Raw genomic sequence first — 17,462 nt, forward strand, 5'->3', positions numbered from 1 at the left:
AACTTATGCTTTATCCAACACCTATAGCTAAACTAATTGACAGTTATTCCAAGTTGCCGGGTATCGGGATTAAGACGGCTACACGTCTGGCCTTTTATACGATTGGAATGTCTGATGATGATGTCAATGAATTTGCTAAAAACCTCCTTTCTGCTAAGAGAGAGCTGACCTATTGCTCCATCTGTGGTCGTTTGACTGATGACGATCCTTGCTCTATCTGTACCGATCCAAGTCGTGACCAGACAACCATTTTAGTTCTCGAGGATAGTCGCGATGTGGCGGCTATGGAGAACATTCAAGAATATCATGGACTTTATCATGTCTTACATGGACTCATTTCTCCCATGAATGGTATCAGTCCAGATGATATCAATCTCAAGAGCCTTATGACTCGTCTTATGGAGAGTGAAGTTTCAGAGGTAATCGTAGCAACCAATGCCACAGCAGATGGAGAAGCAACTTCCATGTATCTTTCACGTTTGCTCAAACCAGCTGGTATCAAAGTCACACGTCTGGCACGAGGCCTCGCTGTGGGAGCAGATATCGAGTATGCGGACGAAGTCACACTCTTACGAGCTATTGAAAATCGGACAGAGTTGTAAAAGTCAGCAAAAATTTAGCTCATTTTGACGTATAAGACAAGCCCTAGGAATTTTTCTAGGGTTTGTCTTTTTCGTTTTATAATGAGAGAAGGACAAATCTTGATAATAAGAATACTTCCCAGTAAACACAAATTATAAGGTATCAGAAAACGGATTTTCAAAATTCCTAGTAGCATCTCTATCAATATATTTTACTTAAGGATCAAGTTTTTTTAAGGATAAGATTGCCCTTTAGTTCGTTATAATTTATTTTGAAATCGTACTATTTTTATGTTATGATATGGTCAATATATACTTAATAAGGGGAGTTTGAAGTATGGGTGGAAAGATAAAATCTAGCACGATAGCAGCAGAGGCGGCTATTAATGAGTTGGTCGGGTATGAAACGAGCGACAAGCAAAATCAGCAGGTAGAATTTTCATATACATCTGGAATCACTGGAATGGAAGCGGGACGTCAGGCCTGCAATCAAATGCTTCAAGCGGTCAGTGATTTTAGTTCAGCTGTTTTGACACAAGCAAATAAGTTTCCAGAAATTGCTCAGAGGATTGAAAAACGTGATATAGAGCAAGCTAAGAGATGGAGTCACTAAGGAATGGCAGATAGAAATGAAGAAAAGCGCACAGAGATTTGGCGTAAGATTGTTAAGATAGAAGATAAGGAAGACAGACTCCGAGCAACTAAAAAGCAATATGAACAGCAGTTGACAAACTTTTACTCGGATATTCAGAGCATTCACCATCGCATGATAAATCTATTATCTCTCTCACCCAGTTCTCGTCAGCTAATAGAGCAAATCGAAAGTGATAATAGAACCATTCAGCGACAGGTCAACTCTTATGTAGAGGAGGAACTGGATACGTTGGAAAAACAAACTAAAAAGGCTTGTCGCTCTTTCGATGAGGCCAGAGAAGAACTGATAGTGGAAAGGAATCGGCTACCATGGGAGTAAAATACAGCGCACAAGAATCACAAGAATTGATTCAGGCCATGACGAACAACCTCCGAGTCGCAAATGAAGTCACAGACCGCTTATCTAGTGGATGTGATCACCTGATTTCCTCTTTAGACTCAGGTGAGTTGACAGGAGCAGCCTACACAGCTGGTAAAGGTCTCTTTACAGAGATTATCATCCCCAGCATCAAGAAGTTACAAGCAGCGATAGATGATATCCAACTAGAGTTGACCTCCTACAAAGATGCGGATGCTCAGATCTCTGGATATGGAGATTTGGACCTAGACCAGCTTAAGGAATTGAAAAAGCTGAGAGAAGAGCAGTTAGCTATCGTAGAAGCTCAGATTCAAGTGAGGGAGAACTGGCTAAATCAAATCACAGACCTCTTTAGTCTCAATTGGGGGAAAGCCTTCTCTGAGAAGACCATCCTCTACAATACCAAGTTTCAAATCGAGTCGGGTATTCAGGATTTGAATGATAAGATTGAAAAACTAGAATTTTTTGTCTCACAGGTTTCCCAGTATTTCAACGATAGTCTAGAAATCCTTAGCTTAGCCATCAAAGGAGCCACGCAACTAAGTAAACTCATTGTCGACAGTGATGGTAACTACTATGCGGACGGTCTGGACATGAGCTGGGTGCAGAAGATGAAGGATGTGAAGATTGTTTCGCATGCCAAAAGAGATTTTCAAGACTCAGAAACTCGTGCCATCAATAAAGCTTCTAGGGATATGATGCTATCGGACGATGGAGATGCCTACTATCGTGCCGAATTAGAGAAGCGCTTAAAAGGTCACGACAAGTCCGAATGGGATAAAATAATCGACGACTACAATCACACTCTTAAGATTGATGAAACAGGGAATATCATTGACATTTATCCATTTGAACAAGGTTATTTCGTTTCAAAAAATGGGAAATACGATGCTGACTATACTCATTTGGTTAACAAAAAGTTTGATGAACTAAAAGCACAAAACTTTGAAGCAAATTCAGTCGAATTTTGGAGTGGAGTAGCTCAAATATTCTCTGGATTGGGAGTTTACTTTGCGAGTGGCGCCCTCGAAGTTTTGAGTATCATGGCTGGTCCGCCAACAGCAGGGACAAGTATCGTAGCTGGTACGGCAGTGTCCGTATCAGGAGTACAATATGGAAATGTACTGATAGCTAGTGGAGCAGTGACTAGCTTATCAGCTATCACAAAGACGGCCTTACAAAATGGCGAAATTCAGGTTAATTATTCTAGCAACTACGATAGCTGGAAGGCCAATAAACCGACGAGTAAGACCATTTCTGGTAGGGGTGGTAAACAAATTGAAGCCCGAGTAGGAAATCGAAAAGAGAACATTCGTGTAGATTGGGAGCCAAATAGTGGTCCTAATGGTGAAGGAGTATTTCAGGTTCAATCTGGAAGTGGGAAGTCGGGCTATTCGCTTAACGAAGCTATAGATGTTAATAGTATTTCAAGCAAAACAGATATATTGGATTGGGTGAATAAAACTAAAAAGATAAAGAATCTAGATAAAAGTGTGAAGAGTGAAATTGTAGAAAGAATCTGGAAAGGATACCGAAACTATTACGGAAATTAGGTGAAGTGTATGAGACTATATATCAAAGGAGACTATACTAGAAAAGTGCCTTTTGGATACAGAGAACTCGCATGGAAAATGTGGTTTAAAGAAAGAAATGGTCAAAAAATAAGTTTCTCAAATGTCGGGGATGATGAGATGTTGCAAAATGACTTCTATTTATCTTTGAGGTTAGATAAGTGGGGAGCAAGTGGCTCTCGTTGGAAAGATGCCAAGGTTAAAGGTGGTAGTGCAATCAATTCCCAAAAATATGAAAATATTGATTTGGATTATGAGGGAAGTTATGAAAGCGACGGTAGAGAAAAGGGAAAATATCTAAGAATCGCTTCTAATTATTTGGATGTTTTAACAGTTGATAAACGAGCTATGTATATTATGGCACTCGAAATTGCGACTGCGATTGATGGAAAAATTAGTGAAGATGATAAGAAAACATGGTTAAGAATCGAGGAGTTCAAGGAAAAGCACAAAGATATCTTATCTCTGACCTTTGACGAAGCAAATGAGATGAGTTTGGAAGAAATTCAGACGATTGACGCTATTGACGAACCCATCTGGGAAGAATTGGATAGGCTTCGTGAAGAATACATCAAAATCCATGGTGAACGTGTGTATGACGATGAGGACGACGAGTGAGACTATATCTTAAAGGCAACTACGAAACTAGTATATACCAAACCTGTATGGAATTTCCTTGGAAAATGTGGTTCAAAGAACGCAAAGGTGTGGAAGTTGGTTTTTCTTACGCATTTAATGAAAATTTTTATTTGAGTTTAACTCTAGATAAATTTTCTTCAAATGATGAGCGTTGGGGAATGGCTGATTTTAGAATAGGAAAAGACTCTTGGGCGACTTTTAAGCGTGAAAATTTAAATTTAAATTTTGAAAATTCTTATGAAAGTGATAGGCGAGAAAAAGGAGACTGTCTTCGAATAATCACGACTCATAAGGATATTCTAACGGTTGATAAGCGAGCGCTCTATATCATGGCGATTGAGGTAGCATCTGTCATTGACGGTCAAATCAGCGAAGACGACAAAGAAACATGGCTAAATATTGAAGAATTCAAAACGAAACATAAAGACCTACTGAATATGACCTACGACGAAGCGGTTGATATTAGTTTAGAAGAGATAAATGTTTTGAAAGCCATAGACGAGCCTCTTTGGGAAGAATTGGATAAGAAGCGCGAGGAGTATATCCGAATCCATGGAGAGGTGGAGTTGGACGACGATGAGGACGACGAGTGAGACTATATATAAAAGGTGACTATACTAGAAAATTGCCATTTGGCTACAGAGAACTCGCATGGAAGATGTGGTTTAAGGAACGGAAAGGCAAGAAAATAAGTTTCTCCAATGTTGGTGACGATGCTATGTTACAGGATGATTTTTACTTTGGTGTTCGGTTACACAAATGGTCTTCAGTTGACGAAAGATGGGATAAGGCTCCTTTTATAATTCCTAGTAATCCTTGGTTGTCTTTGGAATATGAGAGTGTAACACTTGAATTTGAAAAAACTTTCATTACAGAGTGGAGAGAACGTGGAGATTATCTACGTATCGCAACATCTCATATAGATGTTTTAACAGTAGATAAAATTATGGCGGTCGAGGTTGCGAGTGCAATAGATGGTAATATCAGCGAGGATGACAAAGAGACATGGTTAGATGTAGAGACTTTTAAGGAGCTACATAAGGATGTTCTTTCGCTGACTTATGATGAAGCGGTTGAAATTAGTTTGGAAGAATTAAAAACAATGATACCAGTAAGAGACCCTCTATGGGAAGAGGAAGAACGCCTTCGTGAAGAATATATCAAAATCCATGGAGAACGTGTTTATGATGATGAGGAAGAAGAGTGAGAATTTATATTAAAGGTGATTATACTAGAAAATTGCCATTTGGCTACAGAGAACTCGCATGGAAAATGTGGTTTAAAGAAAGAAATGGTCAAAAAATAAGTTTTTCAAATGTCGGGGATGATGAGATGCTACAAAATGACTTCTATCTATCTTTACGATTAGATAAGTGGGGAGCAAGTGGCTCTCGTTGGAAAGAGGTCAAGGTTAAAGGTGGCAGTGCAATCAATTCCCAAAAATATGAAAATATTGATTTAGATTATGAAGGAAGTTATGAAAGCGACGGTAGAGAAAAGGGAAAACACCTAAGAATTGCTTCTAATTATTTGGATGTTTTAACAGTTGATAAACGTGCTATGTATATTATGGCGCTAGAAATTGGCTTGATTCAATATCCAAATTGAAAAAATTGTCAAATTATGAGAAGAATCAATTAGTTAGATTTATCTTGAGAGCTGCTGAATTCTTGAGAACGTAGGAGTAAAATATGAAATTATATATTAAAGGTGATTACACCAAAGAAATTCCATTTGATTATTTAGAACTAGCGAAGAGAATGTGGTTTGATACTAAAGATGGGAAGACAGTAGATATTTCTTATTTTGGGAATACTCGCCCATTTAAAACAGACCCAACTATTCACTTGAAGTTGAATAAGTGGATGCATGATAATAGATGGAATAATGTTCAGTTGAAAGAAGGGATTATCAATAAATTTGGAAGTCATGTATATGAAAATCTTGAATTAGATTTTGAAGACAATCCAGCAACAGACTATCGAGAAAAAGGAGACTGTCTACGTTTAGCTTCTACCCACCTTGACCTTCTCACTGTTGATAAACGAGCTATGTATATTATGGCCATTGAAATTGCGACTGCTATTGATGGTCAGATTAGCGAAGATGATAAAGAGAGCTGGTTAAGTGTGGAGGGATTTAAAAAACGGCATGAGGATATCCTTTCGATGAGTTATGAAGAAGCTAATGAGCTGAGTTTGGAAGAAATTCCGTTTATGGATGATGTGAGAGACCCAGTTTGGGAAGAAGACGACCGCAGGAATGAAGAATACATCAAAAACCATGGCGAGCCAGTTTATGACGACGAGGAAGAATGAAATTATATTTAAAAGGTGATTATACAAAAAAGATACCTTATGGTTATTTGGAACTAGCTGGTAAAATGTGGTTTCCAGAAGATGAGCAAGTTTCTTACTCAAATGCTGGGAATAATGATGCATTACAAGAGGTTTTTTCCTTATTTCAAAAAAAGATTTAGATAAACCCAATCCTTCCATCGGAGAGCAAAATGTTAAATAAAATGAAAAACTATTATAAAAACAAACCAACTCAAGCTGTCTTAATGCTCATAGTTCTTATTTGGTCAGTATATGAGATTGGTGCGACCAGTTTGGCAAGTAAATCTGCATTAACTAAGGAATTCATGCATAGTCGGTATGTTATGGTTTGGCCAATGGTAGATAAGAAAATGAAATTATACCACTATGCGGAAGAATGGACTAATGACGTTTTAGTTGGAATTATGCATTTAGACTATGGAAATATTAAAATAACTAGTTTTCCTAAAAAATGGGAGAGTGAAGCTGAAGTATACTATACGCTGTCTCAGGATGAGTATGCTGATAGAGTATATTTTTTCTTAGACGAGCCAATTTCCAAAGCCTATATCAGCAGATTAGAACAAAATTATTATTTGATTTCAAATAATGCAGTTGCTATTAAAGAAGAAACAGGTAAAACAGTTGAACAGTTAGCTCAAGAAGTGGGGAATGCAAGGAAAAATTTCTTATCAGTTCTTGGAAAGATGAAAATCCTTCGTTTGGTCTATTTGATTCTTCGTATGATAATATTGTTGCAGTGTATCAGGTGGTCGGGTCAGCGTAGAAAAAGGAAAGAGAGCGAAATTTTGCAGAATAGATAGAGCTCCAGAAAGGTATGACGACTATAAGGAGAGTAACAAATGACCTATAGGAAGAAAAAAATCTGGAAATTAGGTTGTGGCTTGTTAATATTAACCCTAGCAACTAGCATTTTTGGACTATATTTATGGGCACAAAATCTTGGTAAGTATACTCTGCAACCAGGTCAAAGTGTTGAATTGAAAGTTTTTTCTAAAACAGAGCAGCGGGAGTATAATTCGGAATTGATTTTTTTAAAAAAAGATGAGGCTAAATTAAAATTATCTGGCCGAAAAGGATGGGGGATTAAAGGAGGTAACACGGTTTATAATGTTGAGAAGCAGTCAATAACTGAGATTATTATCTCTAAAGATGGAACAGAGCACAGAGACTTACCAAATGATAAGAGTAAAAGTATCTATTTAGAAAGTGATGGAATAGTGCTTCAAGGGAGAATAAAGGAAGTATTTGGGGTGACGGAAGAAACTCCCTACACGATCACCATCACCAATGTAGACGACAAGCCAGCACACTTTGAAGCTCAAGTGGTGGATAGGTAAAATTTCAGCTCTCAAATGAGGGCTTTTTTAGATACAAGTTTCAAAAAAGAAGCAAATATGATATACTAAAGAACGAGTATTCTATTAGAATTAGGACAAGTAATATGAAACAAACGATTATTCTTTTATACGGTGGGCGTAGTGCAGAGCGTGAAGTCTCTGTTCTTTCAGCTGAAAGTGTCATGCGCGCGGTCAACTACGACCGTTTCACAGTCAAGACTTTCTTCATCAGCCAGTCGGGTGATTTTATTAAAACGCAAGAATTTAGCCATACTCCAGGTCAAGAGGACCGTCTCATGACCAATGAAACCATTGATTGGGATAAGAAAGTTGCACCAAGTGCCATCTACGAAGATGGTGCAGTGGTCTTCCCAGTCCTCCATGGTCCGATGGGAGAAGATGGCTCAGTTCAAGGATTCTTGGAAGTTTTGAAAATGCCTTATGTTGGTTGCAACATCTTGTCATCTAGTCTTGCCATGGATAAAATCACGACCAAGCGTGTTTTAGAATCTGTCGGGATTGCTCAAGTTCCTTATGTGGCCATTGTCGAAGGCGATGATGTGACTGCTAAAATTGCCGAAGTTGAAGAAAAATTGACTTACCCAGTCTTCACAAAACCATCAAACATGGGTTCAAGTGTCGGTATTTCTAAGTCTGAAAATCAAGAGGAACTCCGTCAAGCTTTGAAACTTGCCTTTCAATATGACAGCCGTGTCTTGGTAGAGCAAGGGGTAAATGCTCGTGAAATCGAGGTTGGTCTCTTGGGCAACTACGATGTCAAGAGTACGCTACCAGGAGAAGTAGTCAAGGATGTTGACTTTTATGACTACGATGCCAAGTATATTGACAACAAGATTACCATGGATATCCCAGCTAAAATCAGTGATGATGTGGTAGCTGTCATGCGTCAGAATGCAGAAACAGCCTTCCGTGCCATTGGTGGCCTCGGTCTCTCTCGTTGCGATTTCTTCTATACAGACAAGGGAGAGATTTTCCTAAACGAGCTTAATACCATGCCAGGTTTTACCCAGTGGTCTATGTACCCACTACTTTGGGACAATATGGGAATCAGCTATCCAGACTTAATCGAGCGATTGGTTGATCTTGCCAAGGAAAGTTTTGACAAGCGCGAAGCGCATTTGCTATAAAAATGAAAGAGAGGGTAGAAGCCAGAACCATCACTGCAAGGTGACTAGAGTTCTCGAGTTTCGACCCTTTTTAAAGGAGTAGAAATGAAATTAACAATTCATGAAGTGGCTCAAGTTGTAGGAGCTAAAAATGATATCAGCCTCTTTGAGGACACCCAGTTAGAAAAAGCTGAGTTTGATAGTCGTTTGATTGCTGCAGGGGATTTGTTTGTGCCCCTCAAAGGTGCTCGTGACGGTCATGACTTTATCGAAATAGCCTTTGAAAATGGTGCCGCAGTAACCTTGTCTGAGAAAGAAATCGCAAATCATCCCTACATTTTAGTAGCTGATGTTTTGACGGCCTTTCAAACCCTAGCTGCCTACTATCTTGAAAAAACAGGAGTTGATGTCTTTGCTGTTACAGGCTCAAATGGCAAGACAACGACCAAAGATATGTTAGCGCACTTGCTATCAACAACCTACAAAACTTACAAAACACAAGGTAACTACAATAATGAGATTGGCCTTCCCTACACAGTTCTCCACATGCCTGAAGGAACAGAAAAGTTGGTCTTGGAGATGGGGCAGGATCACTTGGGAGATATTCATCTCTTGTCAGAATTGGCTCGTCCAAAAACAGCCATCGTGACCTTGGTTGGAGAAGCCCATTTAGCCTTTTTCAAAGACCGTTCTGAAATTGCTAAAGGAAAAATGCAAATTGCAGACGGGATGTCTTCGAATTCCTTGCTCTTGGCACCAGCAGATCCGATTGTAGAGGACTACTTGCCAACTGACAAAAAGGTAGTTCGTTTTGGCCAAGGAGCAGAGTTGGAAATTACAGACTTGATTGAGCGCAAGGATAGTCTGACATTTAAGGCTAATTTCTTGGAACAAGCCCTTGATTTGCCAGTGACTGGTAAGTACAATGCTACTAATGCCATGATTGCATCCTATGTTGCCCTACAAGAAGGAGTTTCTGAGGAGCAAATTCGTCAGGCCTTCCAAAATCTTGAATTGACGCGTAACCGTACCGAGTGGAAGAAAGCAGCCAATGGAGCAGATATCCTATCAGATGTTTACAATGCCAATCCAACTGCTATGAAGCTGATTTTAGAGACTTTCTCTGCCATTCCAGCCAATGAAGGTGGCAAGAAAATTGCTGTTTTAGCGGATATGAAGGAGCTTGGTGACCAGTCTATTCAACTCCATAACCAGATGATTTTGAGCCTTTCTCCAGATGTGCTTGATACCGTTATTTTCTATGGAGAAGACATTGCTGAATTAGCCCAATTGGCCAGTCAAATGTTCCCAATCGGCCATGTTTACTACTTCAAAAAAACAGCTGACGAGGATCAATTTGAAGTCCTAGTTAAGCAAGTTAAGGAAAGTCTAGGAGCTAATGACCAAATCTTGCTCAAAGGCTCTAACTCTATGAACCTAGCCAAATTGGTAGAAAGTTTAGAAAATGAAGACAAGTGATTTTGTTAAGTATCTGCAAAGAATGATTGCCCTTACAGATACTGGCTTAACCTTTACAAAAGATCCTTTCGACCGTGAGCGCTACGAAGACTTGCGAAGTCTGTTATCTGAAATGTTGAATCAGGTATCAGACCTTGATGCAGACGAAGTGGTAGAACTCTTGAAACCGACCTCCGCTTATGCGACTCCTTTAATGGACGTCCGTGCTTGGATAGTTGAGGATGAAAAAATTTGTCTGGTTAGGGGACAAGGAGAGAATGATTGGGCTTTGCCAGGTGGCTTTGGTGAAGTCGGCTATTCTCCAACAGAAAATATTCTCAAGGAAATTGAAGAAGAAACCGGTTTTGAAGCTAAAGTAGAAAGACTACTAGCTGTTTTTGATACAAATCGTTTCCAACTACAGAGCAAGCAATATGCAAAGTTTGTTTTTGAATGTAAGCTTCTTGATGGACAATTCCAAGAAAATCAAGAAATTGCTGACCTTCAATTTTTTGCCATTGACCAACTGCCAGCCTTATCTGAAAAACGCATTACCAAGGAGCAAATAGAGATTCTTTGGCAGGTTTATCAAGGTCAGAGGGAGCAATATCTTGATTAAGAAGATGATTATCGTATTTCTAAATTCATTTTTGACAAATAGCATGGTATAATAAAATGCAGGAAAATTTTGAATCATGAGGAAGACTAGATGAATTTATGGGATATTTTCTTTACGACCCAAGCAACAGAGCCACCCAAATTTGACCTTTTTTGGTATGTCAGTATATTTACACTCTTGGCTTTGACCTTTTATACAGCCTATCGTTATCGTGAAAAGAAGGCTTATCAACGATTTTTCCAAATCTTGCAGGCCGTTCAGTTGATCCTCCTTTATGGTTGGTACTGGGTCAATCATATGCCGTTGTCAGAAAGCCTACCTTTTTACCATTGCCGTATGGCTATGTTTGTGGTGCTTTTGCTTCCTGGTCAGTCTAAATATAGGCAGTATTTTGCATTATTAGGAACATTTGGGACATTAGCAGCCTTTGTTTATCCAGTTCCAGATGCTTATCCTTTCCCACATATTGCGATTTTATCCTTTATCTTTGGCCACTTAGCTCTCTTGGGGAACTCTCTAGTTTATCTATTGAGACAGTATAACGCGCGATTGCTGGATGTGAAGGGAATTTTTCTCATGACCTTTGCACTAAATGCCTTGATTTTTGTGGTCAATTTGGTAACTGGTGGAGATTACGGATTCTTGACAAAACCGCCATTGGTTGGAGATCACGGCTTAGTAGCTAATTATTTAATCGTTTCTCTGGCCCTGTCAGCAGCGATTACGTTGACAAAGAAAATCTTGGAACTATTTTTAGAACAAGAAGCAGAAAAAATGATTGCAAAGAAAGCTTAAAATCAAGCTTTCTTTTTTCATAAATCTAATTTTTTATAACTTGTTTGGAAAATACAAAAATATGATGAGCGAATGTAAAAAAATGGTAAGTAAATTTAGGAAAAACTAAGCACGATTGGATTTTTTGTGTTATAATATTCTGTGAATAGCTATGCCCTGTTTTAGCTATATTGAATAGAAGTTTGAAACTTGGAAGAGAGAGGATGCGATGTAATGGCTAGAGATGGTTTTTTTACAGGCTTAGATATCGGAACCAATTCGATTAAGGTGTTGGTTGCCGAGCTTAGAAATGGTGAACTAAATGTAATTGGTGTAAGTAATGCCAAGAGTAAAGGTGTAAAGGATGGGATTATCGTTGATATTGAAGCAGCAGCAACTGCTATCAAGTCAGCTATTTCCCAAGCAGAAGAGAAAGCTGGCATTTCAATCAAATCAGTGAATGTTGGTTTGCCTGGAAATCTTTTGCAAGTAGAACCAACTCAAGGAATGATTCCAGTTACATCTGATACAAAAGAAATTACAGATCAAGATGTTGAAAATGTTGTTAAATCAGCCTTGACAAAGAGTATGACACCAGATCGTGAAGTCATTACGTTTATTCCTGAAGAATTTATCGTAGATGGCTTCCAAGGTATTCGTGACCCGCGTGGCATGATGGGGGTTCGTCTTGAGATGCGTGGTTTGCTTTACACAGGTCCACGTACTATTCTTCACAATTTACGCAAGACAGTTGAGCGCTCAGGTGTTCAGGTTGAAAATATTATTATTTCACCATTGGCTTTGGTTCGTTCAGTCTTGAATGAAGGAGAGCGTGAATTTGGAGCTACGGTGATTGATATGGGAGCAGGTCAAACAACTGTTGCTACAATCCGTAACCAAGAACTCCAGTTTACAAATATTCTTCAAGAAGGTGGAGATTATGTCACAAAAGATATCTCTAAAGTCTTGAAGACTTCACAAAAACTAGCTGAAGGATTGAAATTGAACTATGGTGAAGCCTACCCTTCACTTGCAAGCAATGAAACCTTCCAAGTTGAAGTGATTGGTGAAGTAGAGCCTGTAAAAGTTACAGAAAGCTACCTAGCAGAGATTATTTCAGCTCGCATTAAACACATTTTTGAACAAATCAAACAAGAGTTGGAAAGAAGACATTTGTTGGATCTTCCAGGTGGGATTGTTCTGATTGGTGGAAATGCTATTTTACCAGGTATTGTAGAACTTGCACAGGAAGTATTTGGCGTTGGTGTCAAACTTTACGTTCCAAATCAAGTTGGAATCCGTAATCCTGCCTTCGCTCATGTGATTAGCTTGTCTGAATTTGCTGGTCAATTGACTGAGGTGCATTTATTAGCGCAACGAGCAGTCAAGGGTGAAGATACTTTGCGTCACCAACCAATTAATTTTGGTGGGATGATTCAACGCGTTACGCAGGTAGCACAACCGACCCCTATTCAACCAGTTCAAAATACTGAGGTAGAGCAGTCAGCTTCTACGAACGTAGTTGCTCCGAAAGAAGATAAAGTATCTTCTCAAAATAAACCAAAAATCGCAGATCGTTTCCGTGGCTTAATCGGAAGCATGTTTGATGAATAAAAGAGGAAAAATAAACTATGACATTTTCATTTGATACAGCAGCAGCTCAAGGTGCAGTTATTAAAGTAATCGGTGTTGGTGGAGGTGGTGGTAACGCCATTAACCGTATGGTTGACGAAGGTGTTGCAGGCGTAGAATTTATCGCAGCAAACACAGATGTACAAGCTTTGAGTAGTACAAAAGCTGAGACTGTAATTCAGTTAGGCCCTAAATTGACTCGTGGTTTGGGTGCTGGCGGTCGACCTGAAGTTGGTCAAAAGGCAGCTGAAGAAAGCGAAGAAGCCTTGACTCAAGCTATTACTGGAGCAGATATGGTCTTCATTACTGCAGGTATGGGAGGTGGCTCTGGTACTGGTGCAGCTCCTGTTATTGCCCGCATTGCTAAAGATTTAGGTGCTCTTACAGTTGGTGTTGTGACACGTCCTTTTGGTTTTGAAGGAAGTAAACGTGGACAGTACGCTGTAGAAGGAATCAATCAACTTCGTGAACATGTAGATACTTTATTGATTATTTCAAACAACAACTTGCTTGAAATTGTTGATAAGAAAACTCCGCTTCTTGAAGCTCTTAGCGAAGCAGATAACGTACTTCGCCAAGGTGTTCAAGGGATTACGGACTTGATCACAAACCCTGGTTTGATTAACCTTGACTTTGCCGATGTGAAAACAGTTATGGCAAATAAAGGAAACGCCCTAATGGGTATCGGTATCGGTAGTGGTGAAGAACGTGTGGTAGAAGCAGCTCGTAAGGCAATCTACTCACCACTTCTTGAAACAACTATTGACGGTGCTGAGGATGTCATCGTCAACGTTACTGGTGGTCTTGATTTAACCTTGATTGAGGCAGAAGAAGCATCAGAAATTGTTAACCAAGCAGCTGGCCAAGGAGTGAATATCTGGCTCGGAACATCTATCGATGAAAACATGAAAGATGAAATCCGTGTTACAGTTGTGGCAACTGGTGTTCGCCAAGATCGTGTTGAAAAAGTTGTTGGTCATGCACCAAGACAAGCTGTTCGTCATGAGCAAGCAAGTCCTAGCCATGCACACAATCATAATCGTCACTTTGATATGGCTGAAACTGCAGAAATTCCAAGTCCAGCACCTCGCCGTACAGAAACTTCTCAAACTTCAGCATTTGGTGATTGGGACTTGCGTCGTGAGACAATTGTTCGTCCGACTGATTCAGTTGTATCACCAGTTGAACGTTTCGAAGCACCATCTTTACACGATGAGGATGAATTAGACACTCCTCCATTTTTCAAAAATCGTTAAGTAAATGAATTTGAAAGAAAATACAGAACGTGTTTTTCAACAAATAAAAGATGCAAGTCAGCAGTCAGGAAGAGAAGTCAATTCTGTTTCGGTTGTTGCTGTTACAAAATATGTAGACGTACCGACAGCGGAGGCTTTGCTTCCGCTAGGTGTGCATCATATTGGTGAAAATCGTGTGGATAAATTTCTTGAGAAATATGAAGCTTTAAAAGATAGAAATATTACCTGGCATTTGATTGGAACCTTGCAAAGACGCAAGGTCAAAGACGTCATTCAGTATGTTGATTATTTTCACGCTTTGGATTCATTAAAGCTAGCAGAGGAAATTCAAAAAAGAAGTGACCGAGTTGTTAAGTGTTTCTTACAAGTAAATATCTCAAGGGAGGAGAGCAAACATGGTTTTTCAAAGGAGGAACTATTGGAGCTCTTGCCAGAATTAGCAACCTTAGATAAAATTGAATATGTCGGCTTGATGACCATGGCTCCTTTTGAAGCTAGTAGTGATGAGTTGAAAGAAATTTTTAAAGCTACGCAGGATTTGCAACTAGAAATTAGAGAAAAACAAATTCCCAATATGCCAATGACGGACTTGAGTATGGGTATGAGTCGTGACTACAAGGAAGCGATTGAATTTGGCTCAACATTTGTCAGAATTGGTACAGCATTTTTTAAATAGGAAAGAAATATGTCTTTAAAAGATAGATTTGATAAATTTATAGATTATTTTACAGAAGATGGAGAAGATGTTAGTACTGCATATCAGCCTAAAGCTGAAGAGCCGATTGTGACTTCAGTCCCTTCTGTTCAAGAGTTGCCTCAACAAGCTGGTAGCACGCCATCTAAAGATAAAAACATCACTCGTCTTCATGCCCGTCAACAAGAGTTGGCTATGCAAAGTCAACGTTCTACTGATAAGGTGACAATTGATGTTCGTTATCCACGTAAATACGAAGATGCCACAGATATTGTTGATTTATTAGCTGGTAACGAAAGTATTTTGATTGATTTCCAATATATGACAGAAGTTCAAGCACGTCGTTGTTTGGACTATCTGGATGGGGCGCGCCACGTTTTAGCTGGTAACATGAAAAAGGTAGCATCTACTATGTACCTGCTGACACCAGTTGATGTTGTCGTCAATATTGAAGATATCAAAATTCCAGATGAATCACAAAATGGTGAATTTGGCTTTGATATGAAACGTACGAGAGTAAGATAATGATCTTTCTCATTCGTTTTGTTCAAAATGCAGTGGATATCTATTCACTGATTTTAATCGTGTTTGCTCTGATGTCTTGGTTTCCCAATGCTTATGAATCACGTCTTGGACGCTTGATTATTAGTTTAGTGAAACCGATAGTAGCTCCCTTGCAACGTTTACCCCTCCAGATTGCAGGTCTTGATTTGTCTGTCTGGATTGCGGTATTACTAGTTCACTTCCTAGGGGAACAGTTGATTCGACTTTTAGTGATCTTTCTATGAATAAGATGATTTATCAACACTTTTCTAAGAATGATTCGTCTTTTATTGATAAGGGAGTAGAATGGATAAAAAAGGTAGAAGATTCTTATTCTCCTTTTTTAACACCCTTTGTAAATCCCCATCAAGAAAAGATTTTAAAGGTGCTAGCATCAACCAACGGCATCTCCTACATGAGCAGTCGGCAGTTTCTTGAAACTGAATATGTACGAGTTCTACTGTATCCTGATTATTTTGAGCCAGAATTCTCTGATTTTGAACTTTCCTTGCAAGAAATTGTCTACCCTAATAAGTTTGAACGCTTAACGCATGCAAAAATATTAGGGACTGTTTTAAACAAGCTGGGAATTGATAGGAAGCTATTTGGTGATATCTTAGTCAACGAAGAGAGGGCACAGATTATCATTAATCGACAGTTTATGCTCCTTTTTCAAAACGGCATTACGAAAATTGCTCGTTTACCGGTTCGTCTAGAAGAACGGGATTTTACTGAGAAAATTGCTACAGTAGAAGATTATCAAGAATTAGATATTTGTATTGCTAGTTCTAGATTAGATGTTTTTCTAGCAGGTGTCTTAAAGCTGTCTAGAAATCAGGCAAGTCAGTTAATTGAAAAACAGGCAGTCCAAGTTAATTACCATTTAGTTGAAAAATCAGATTATGCAGTTCAAGTTGGTGATTTGATTAGTGTGAGGAAATTTGGTCGATTGAAACTTGTTAGAGATAATGGGCAAACAAAAAAAGATAAAAAGAAATTAACGGTCCAATTATTATTAAGTAAGTGAGGAATAATATGCCAATTACATCATTAGAAATTAAAGATAAAACCTTTGGTACAAGATTTAGAGGTTTTGATCCAGAAGAAGTTGAAGAATTTCTTGAAATCGTTGTTCGTGATTATGAAGATTTAGTTCGAAGCAATCATGATAAAGAGTTGCATATCAAGAGCTTGGAAGAACGTTTGTCTTACTTTGATGAGATGAAAGATTCTTTGAGTCAATCAGTATTGATTGCTCAAGATACGGCAGAGCGTGTGAAACAAGCTGCTCAAGATCGTTCTAATAATATTATCCAACAGGCAGAGCAAGATGCCCAACGTTTGCTTGAAGAAGCAAAATATAAGGCTAATGAGATCTTGCGTCAAGCTACTGATAATGCTAAGAAAGTTGCTGTTGAGACTGAAGAATTGAAGAACAAAAGCCGTGTCTTCCACCAACGTCTCAAATCTACAATTGAGAGTCAGTTAGCAATTGTTGAATCATCAGATTGGGAAGATATTCTGCGCCCAACAGCTACCTATCTTCAGACAAGTGATGAAGCATTTAAAGAAGTTGTTGGTGAAGTTCTTGGTGAATCGGTATATTCACAACCAGAAGAAGAACCAATCGATATGACTCGTCAATTTACACCTGAAGAAATGGCTGAGTTACAAGCTCGAATTGAGGCTGGTAATAGAGAATTAGCTGAATTTGAAGCTCAACAAGATCATTATGTAGAAGAACATTTAGAGCCAGTTGAAGTCGAAGGCCCTTCATCGAATGAGGAAGATACAAATAAAGAATCTGTCCTAATCTTATAATGAATAGTGATATGTGAGAACAATATTTTATCCTTATATTTCCAGCGAGCAGGAGA

22 protein-coding genes, 1 pseudogene and 1 other annotated feature (1 of these 24 cut by a window edge) are annotated in these 17,462 nt (G+C 38.9%); all 23 genes and pseudogenes read left to right on the forward strand.

What is annotated here, in order from left to right; genetic code table 11:
* Window positions 1-5 precede the first annotated feature (5 nt).
* The 23 genes and pseudogenes from recR to JJN14_RS02980 all read left to right on the forward strand — a co-directional run bounded on the left by recR (window position 6) and on the right by JJN14_RS02980 (window position 17,406).
* Window positions 6-602: a recombination mediator RecR gene (gene recR / locus JJN14_RS02870; RefSeq protein ID WP_049487334.1), complete on the forward strand. Its 597-nt coding sequence runs from the start codon at window positions 6-8 to the stop codon at window positions 600-602.
* A gap of 316 nt (window positions 603-918) precedes the next feature.
* Complete coding sequence (locus tag JJN14_RS02875) at window positions 919-1,194, forward strand: TIGR04197 family type VII secretion effector (RefSeq protein ID WP_201058852.1); 276 nt, start codon at window positions 919-921, stop codon at window positions 1,192-1,194.
* 3 nt (window positions 1,195-1,197) lie between these two features.
* Window positions 1,198-1,554 carry a hypothetical protein gene (locus tag JJN14_RS02880; protein WP_201058853.1) on the forward strand — a complete coding sequence of 119 codons (357 nt, stop codon included), beginning with the start codon at window positions 1,198-1,200 and terminating at the stop codon, window positions 1,552-1,554.
* The gene (locus JJN14_RS02885; RefSeq protein WP_201058854.1) at window positions 1,545-3,146 is read left to right on the forward strand and encodes a virulence protein; all 1,602 of its coding nucleotides are present in this window, start codon (window positions 1,545-1,547) and stop codon (window positions 3,144-3,146) included. Before JJN14_RS02880 ends, JJN14_RS02885 begins: the two co-directional genes overlap by 10 nt.
* 9 nt (window positions 3,147-3,155) lie before the next feature.
* Window positions 3,156-3,782, forward strand: coding sequence for a hypothetical protein (locus JJN14_RS02890; RefSeq protein WP_125387004.1), 627 nt, complete (start codon window positions 3,156-3,158; stop codon window positions 3,780-3,782).
* Window positions 3,779-4,396 carry a hypothetical protein gene (locus JJN14_RS02895; RefSeq protein ID WP_201058855.1) on the forward strand — a complete coding sequence of 206 codons (618 nt, stop codon included), beginning with the start codon at window positions 3,779-3,781 and terminating at the stop codon, window positions 4,394-4,396. Before JJN14_RS02890 ends, JJN14_RS02895 begins: the two co-directional genes overlap by 4 nt.
* Window positions 4,393-5,010, forward strand: a complete 618-nt coding sequence (locus JJN14_RS02900; RefSeq protein ID WP_201058856.1) for a hypothetical protein — start codon at window positions 4,393-4,395, stop codon at window positions 5,008-5,010. Before JJN14_RS02895 ends, JJN14_RS02900 begins: the two co-directional genes overlap by 4 nt.
* Window positions 5,007-5,387, forward strand: a pseudogene (locus tag JJN14_RS02905) (hypothetical protein); the annotation flags it as partial. The gene JJN14_RS02900 and the pseudogene JJN14_RS02905, both read left to right, overlap by 4 nt.
* Before the next feature lie 107 nt (window positions 5,388-5,494).
* Window positions 5,495-6,121: a hypothetical protein gene (locus JJN14_RS02910; protein ID WP_201058858.1), complete on the forward strand. Its 627-nt coding sequence runs from the start codon at window positions 5,495-5,497 to the stop codon at window positions 6,119-6,121.
* A complete protein-coding gene (locus tag JJN14_RS02915) occupies window positions 6,118-6,282 on the forward strand; it encodes a hypothetical protein (protein WP_185756249.1) in 165 nt (54 codons plus the stop codon). The genes JJN14_RS02910 and JJN14_RS02915 overlap by 4 nt, the downstream gene beginning before the upstream one ends.
* Before the next feature lie 30 nt (window positions 6,283-6,312).
* Window positions 6,313-6,945, forward strand: coding sequence for a hypothetical protein (locus JJN14_RS02920; protein ID WP_201058859.1), 633 nt, complete (start codon window positions 6,313-6,315; stop codon window positions 6,943-6,945).
* 39 nt (window positions 6,946-6,984) lie between these two features.
* Entirely contained in the window at window positions 6,985-7,482 is a 498-nt protein-coding gene (locus JJN14_RS02925) for a hypothetical protein (protein WP_201058860.1), read from the forward strand.
* A gap of 104 nt (window positions 7,483-7,586) precedes the next feature.
* Window positions 7,587-8,630, forward strand: coding sequence for a D-alanine--D-alanine ligase (locus tag JJN14_RS02930; protein ID WP_201058861.1), 1,044 nt, complete (start codon window positions 7,587-7,589; stop codon window positions 8,628-8,630).
* Between the two features lie 84 nt (window positions 8,631-8,714).
* Window positions 8,715-10,088 (forward strand): UDP-N-acetylmuramoyl-tripeptide--D-alanyl-D-alanine ligase, encoded by a 1,374-nt coding sequence (locus JJN14_RS02935; RefSeq protein WP_042750713.1) that lies wholly within the window; start codon window positions 8,715-8,717, stop codon window positions 10,086-10,088.
* Window positions 10,075-10,686 carry an NUDIX hydrolase N-terminal domain-containing protein gene (locus JJN14_RS02940; protein WP_042750714.1) on the forward strand — a complete coding sequence of 204 codons (612 nt, stop codon included), beginning with the start codon at window positions 10,075-10,077 and terminating at the stop codon, window positions 10,684-10,686. The genes JJN14_RS02935 and JJN14_RS02940 overlap by 14 nt, the downstream gene beginning before the upstream one ends.
* A 90-nt stretch (window positions 10,687-10,776) precedes the next feature.
* Complete coding sequence (locus tag JJN14_RS02945; protein WP_042750717.1) at window positions 10,777-11,481, forward strand: TIGR02206 family membrane protein; 705 nt, start codon at window positions 10,777-10,779, stop codon at window positions 11,479-11,481.
* Between the two features lie 213 nt (window positions 11,482-11,694).
* Complete coding sequence (gene ftsA, locus JJN14_RS02950) at window positions 11,695-13,074, forward strand: cell division protein FtsA (protein ID WP_042750718.1); 1,380 nt, start codon at window positions 11,695-11,697, stop codon at window positions 13,072-13,074.
* A gap of 17 nt (window positions 13,075-13,091) precedes the next feature.
* Entirely contained in the window at window positions 13,092-14,348 is a 1,257-nt protein-coding gene (gene ftsZ / locus JJN14_RS02955) for a cell division protein FtsZ (RefSeq protein WP_000144256.1), read from the forward strand.
* A 4-nt stretch (window positions 14,349-14,352) separates the two neighbouring features.
* On the forward strand, window positions 14,353-15,024 hold the full coding sequence (locus JJN14_RS02960) for a YggS family pyridoxal phosphate-dependent enzyme (protein ID WP_042750722.1): 672 nt from the start codon (window positions 14,353-14,355) through the stop codon (window positions 15,022-15,024).
* Window positions 15,025-15,033: 9 nt separating this feature from the next.
* Window positions 15,034-15,567 carry a cell division protein SepF gene (locus JJN14_RS02965; protein WP_004261851.1) on the forward strand — a complete coding sequence of 178 codons (534 nt, stop codon included), beginning with the start codon at window positions 15,034-15,036 and terminating at the stop codon, window positions 15,565-15,567.
* Window positions 15,567-15,830 carry a YggT family protein gene (locus tag JJN14_RS02970; RefSeq protein ID WP_000576496.1) on the forward strand — a complete coding sequence of 88 codons (264 nt, stop codon included), beginning with the start codon at window positions 15,567-15,569 and terminating at the stop codon, window positions 15,828-15,830. The genes JJN14_RS02965 and JJN14_RS02970 overlap by 1 nt, the downstream gene beginning before the upstream one ends.
* Entirely contained in the window at window positions 15,827-16,612 is a 786-nt protein-coding gene (locus JJN14_RS02975; protein ID WP_125386876.1) for an RNA-binding protein, read from the forward strand. The genes JJN14_RS02970 and JJN14_RS02975 overlap by 4 nt, the downstream gene beginning before the upstream one ends.
* 8 nt (window positions 16,613-16,620) lie before the next feature.
* Entirely contained in the window at window positions 16,621-17,406 is a 786-nt protein-coding gene (locus JJN14_RS02980; RefSeq protein ID WP_042750728.1) for a DivIVA domain-containing protein, read from the forward strand.
* Window positions 17,407-17,462: a binding site (T-box leader), on the forward strand (it continues 156 nt past the right edge of the window).

The organism is Streptococcus mitis, from assembly GCF_016658865.1.
Classification (GTDB): domain Bacteria; phylum Bacillota; class Bacilli; order Lactobacillales; family Streptococcaceae; genus Streptococcus; species Streptococcus mitis_BT.

Bases quoted from the DNA above. Each gene is read 5' to 3' on its own strand.
- JJN14_RS02920 (WP_201058859.1), top strand. From the start codon at position 6,313: ATGTTAAATAAAATGAAAAACTATTATAAAAACAAACCAACTCAAGCT.
- JJN14_RS02965 (WP_004261851.1), top strand. From the start codon at position 15,034: ATGTCTTTAAAAGATAGATTTGATAAATTTATAGATTATTTTACAGAA.
- JJN14_RS02940 (WP_042750714.1), top strand. From the start codon at position 10,075: ATGAAGACAAGTGATTTTGTTAAGTATCTGCAAAGAATGATTGCCCTT.
- JJN14_RS02890 (WP_125387004.1), top strand. From the start codon at position 3,156: ATGAGACTATATATCAAAGGAGACTATACTAGAAAAGTGCCTTTTGGA.
- JJN14_RS02945 (WP_042750717.1), top strand. From the start codon at position 10,777: ATGAATTTATGGGATATTTTCTTTACGACCCAAGCAACAGAGCCACCC.
- JJN14_RS02885 (WP_201058854.1), top strand. From the start codon at position 1,545: ATGGGAGTAAAATACAGCGCACAAGAATCACAAGAATTGATTCAGGCC.
- ftsA (WP_042750718.1), top strand. From the start codon at position 11,695: ATGGCTAGAGATGGTTTTTTTACAGGCTTAGATATCGGAACCAATTCG.
- JJN14_RS02915 (WP_185756249.1), top strand. From the start codon at position 6,118: ATGAAATTATATTTAAAAGGTGATTATACAAAAAAGATACCTTATGGT.
- JJN14_RS02980 (WP_042750728.1), top strand. From the start codon at position 16,621: ATGCCAATTACATCATTAGAAATTAAAGATAAAACCTTTGGTACAAGA.
- recR (WP_049487334.1), top strand. From the start codon at position 6: ATGCTTTATCCAACACCTATAGCTAAACTAATTGACAGTTATTCCAAG.
- JJN14_RS02880 (WP_201058853.1), top strand. From the start codon at position 1,198: ATGGCAGATAGAAATGAAGAAAAGCGCACAGAGATTTGGCGTAAGATT.
- JJN14_RS02930 (WP_201058861.1), top strand. From the start codon at position 7,587: ATGAAACAAACGATTATTCTTTTATACGGTGGGCGTAGTGCAGAGCGT.
- JJN14_RS02875 (WP_201058852.1), top strand. From the start codon at position 919: ATGGGTGGAAAGATAAAATCTAGCACGATAGCAGCAGAGGCGGCTATT.
- JJN14_RS02975 (WP_125386876.1), top strand. From the start codon at position 15,827: ATGAATAAGATGATTTATCAACACTTTTCTAAGAATGATTCGTCTTTT.
- JJN14_RS02925 (WP_201058860.1), top strand. From the start codon at position 6,985: ATGACCTATAGGAAGAAAAAAATCTGGAAATTAGGTTGTGGCTTGTTA.
- ftsZ (WP_000144256.1), top strand. From the start codon at position 13,092: ATGACATTTTCATTTGATACAGCAGCAGCTCAAGGTGCAGTTATTAAA.
- JJN14_RS02935 (WP_042750713.1), top strand. From the start codon at position 8,715: ATGAAATTAACAATTCATGAAGTGGCTCAAGTTGTAGGAGCTAAAAAT.
- JJN14_RS02970 (WP_000576496.1), top strand. From the start codon at position 15,567: ATGATCTTTCTCATTCGTTTTGTTCAAAATGCAGTGGATATCTATTCA.
- JJN14_RS02960 (WP_042750722.1), top strand. From the start codon at position 14,353: ATGAATTTGAAAGAAAATACAGAACGTGTTTTTCAACAAATAAAAGAT.
- JJN14_RS02910 (WP_201058858.1), top strand. From the start codon at position 5,495: ATGAAATTATATATTAAAGGTGATTACACCAAAGAAATTCCATTTGAT.